Origin of the sequence: Nocardiopsis sp. TNDT3, assembly GCF_003427465.1 — a bacterium.
Classification (GTDB): Bacteria; Actinomycetota; Actinomycetes; order Streptosporangiales; family Streptosporangiaceae; genus Nocardiopsis; species Nocardiopsis dassonvillei.
Map to the genome: position 1 here is coordinate 1 of NZ_QPFC01000941.1, position 2,639 is coordinate 2,639.

General features: G+C 70.3%; 4 protein-coding genes. All 4 read right to left on the reverse strand.

Features of this window, described 5'->3' with window-relative positions; all coding sequences use genetic code 11:
• Window positions 1-47: 47 nt before the first annotated feature.
• A complete protein-coding gene (locus DQW06_RS21975) occupies window positions 48-881 on the reverse strand; it encodes a peptidoglycan recognition family protein (protein WP_198662514.1) in 834 nt (277 codons plus the stop codon).
• 256 nt (window positions 882-1,137) lie between these two features.
• Window positions 1,138-1,584: a 50S ribosomal protein L9 gene (rplI, locus tag DQW06_RS21980; protein WP_013155831.1), complete on the reverse strand. Its 447-nt coding sequence runs from the start codon at window positions 1,582-1,584 to the stop codon at window positions 1,138-1,140.
• A 27-nt stretch (window positions 1,585-1,611) separates the two neighbouring features.
• Window positions 1,612-1,848 (reverse strand): 30S ribosomal protein S18, encoded by a 237-nt coding sequence (gene rpsR / locus DQW06_RS21985; protein WP_013155832.1) that lies wholly within the window; start codon window positions 1,846-1,848, stop codon window positions 1,612-1,614.
• 99 nt (window positions 1,849-1,947) lie between these two features.
• Window positions 1,948-2,535 (reverse strand): single-stranded DNA-binding protein, encoded by a 588-nt coding sequence (locus DQW06_RS21990; RefSeq protein WP_013155833.1) that lies wholly within the window; start codon window positions 2,533-2,535, stop codon window positions 1,948-1,950.
• Window positions 2,536-2,639 lie beyond the last annotated feature (104 nt).

The window sequence follows — 2,639 nt, forward strand, 5'->3', positions numbered from 1 at the left end:
GGCCGTGGCGGGCCCGGTTCCCGCGTCCCTCCGGTGGACCGGCGGGGTCACGTGAACGTGTCGCGCTCACCGACGGCGGGTCCGTGACTGTAGGGCCTCACCTGTTCGTCCCGCGGCACGTCGGGGTAGGTCGGCAGCTGGTCGGGCTCCGGCGCCGCGACCGCCGCCGCGCCCGGGTGGGCGAGCTGTTCCCGCATCCTGCTCCTGACGGTGGAGCGGAGCTGGGGAAGCGCCGCGTAGAGCTTGTCGCCGGGACAGCCCGTCGCGTTGAAGTCGCGGTGGCCGACGATGGCCTCGTCGGGGTCCAGCCGGTAGGCCAGGCACAGCCAGGCGCAGGTGTCGGCCAACGACTCCAACAGGAGCGCGGGCGGGGTCGCCGAGGTGTAGGTGCCCTCGTTCTCGATCCCGATCGCGTGCTCGTTGTGGTTGGCGGTGTGCGCGCCGAGCACGTGGTGTCCCGCGCTGACGGCCTGCAGGCTCTGGTCGCGCCCCTCCATGATGTGGCCGCCGCGGCTGATGGTGAACTGCTGCCCCATGTCGCTCCACCCGTTGGTGTCCATGTGGTACCGCTGGATGGAGCGCGACAGCGACGCGGCGTGCGAGGTCGAGGTGTCGGACGCGTTCGCCGTGGCGGTGTGGTGCACGACGATGTGCGTGGCCCCGCGGCGCACGACCTCGATCTTGTTCTTCGGAGCGCGCGCCCCCCAGTCGGCGCGCGTGTACACCTTGGGTCGCGTGGCCGCGGAGGCCCGGTCCACGGCGGGGATCCCGGCGATCCCGCCGAGGAGCACTCCCCCGGCGGCGAGGGCGGTCCCCCGCAGAACGGTCCTGCGGTCCACCCGTGTGTGTCGGCCCGGCTCGTCTCTTCTTTCCACGGTCATGGCTCTGCGTCCTCTCCGTGCTGGGTGGTGCAACGTACGACACCAACACAGAGAACACGATAGATTACAAAGAGTAATCAAAGGGTTGTCTGTCGGCCAGGCGTGTCAGGAGAACCGAGCGAGAACGCGGACCGCCTCCGGGGGGTCGGGCCGCGGGGGAAGCACCGGGGGTGCGACGCAGATCTCGGGGAGCCCGGAGAAACAGCGGGGCCCCGCCTCCCGGAAGGGAGACGGGGCCCGACGTGCACGGCGTCGGTCAGGAACCGACGACGTCCAGCTTGATCGTCGCGGAGACCTCGGGGTGCAGGCGGACCTGGACCTTGTGGCTTCCGACGGCCTTGATCGGGTTCTTGATCTCGATCCGGCGCTTGTCCAGTTCGGGACCACCGGTCGCCTTGACGGCGTCGGCGATGTCCGCGGGCGTGACCGAACCGAACAGGCGGCCACCCTCGCCGGCGCGCTGCTTGAGGCGCACGGTGAGCGCGTTGACGCGGCCAGCGACCTGCTGGGCCTCGTCGAGCGTGCGGATGTCACGCGCGGAGCGCGCGCGCTGGATCAGGTCGATCTGCTTCTGACCGCCGCGCGTCCACCGGATGGCGAACCCGCGGGGCAGCAGGTAGTTGCGACCGTAGCCGTTCTTCACCTCGACGACATCGCCGGGGGCTCCGAGACCGTTGACCTCGTGGGTCAAAATCAGCTTCACGACAAAAACCTCCCTCGGATATCGCCGTTAGCGGGCGGTGCTGGTGTAGGGCAGCAGGGCCACCTCGCGCGCGTTCTTGATCGCGGTCGCGACGTCGCGCTGGTGCTGGGTGCAGTTACCCGTGACGCGGCGGGCGCGGATCTTGCCGCGCTCGGAGATGAACTTGCGGAGAAGCGTGGTGTCCTTGTAGTCGATGTAGGACTGCTTCTCCTGGCAGAAGAGGCAAACCTTCTTCTTGGGCTTGCGCGCTGCCGGCTTAGCCATCGTGGTGCTCCTTCGCAAGAGCCCCGGGGTCCTCCCGGGGATGGTCTGGTGTGGAAAGGGTCTGGCGCCTCGGGGCGCCGGACGGGGTACTCGCCGCGGTTAGAACGGGGGCTCGTCGGAGAAGCCCCCGCCTCCGCCGCCGAAGCCGCCGCCACCGCCGCCGTTGGTCGCCCACGGGTCGTCGGCCGGGGGACCGCTGCGGCCTCCGCCGCCCTGCGACCCGCCGAAGCCGCCGCCCTGGTTCCCGTAGCCGCCGCCCTGGGGCTGGCCGCCACCGAAACCACCGCCGCCGCCACCGCCGAAGCCGCCTCCGCCGCCCTGGCGCTGCGACTTGGTCACCTTGGCGGTGGCGCTGCGCAGGGCCGGGCCGACCTCGTCGACGTCGATCTCGAAGACGGTCCGCTTCTCACCCTCGCGGGTCTCGTACGAGCGCTGCTTCAGCCGGCCCTGCACGATGACGCGCATGCCGCGCTGAAGGCTCTCGGCCACGTTCTCCGCGTACTGCCGCCAGACGGTGCAGGTGAGGAACATGGACTCGCCGTCCTTCCACTCCCCCGACGCGCGGTCGAAGGTGCGGGGCGTCGAGGCCACACGGAAGTTGGCGACCGCGGCTCCACTGGGAGTGAAGCGCAGTTCAGGGTCGTCGACCAGGTTGCCGACGAGCGTGATCTGGGTTTCGCCTGCCATGGATGGGCTCCGGTTCGAGGTAGTCGGATCAGGCGGTTTCGCCTGCTCCCCCGATCATCCGCGCGACCACCGACATAACAGCCGGGGCCGGGGGTGGATCGGGG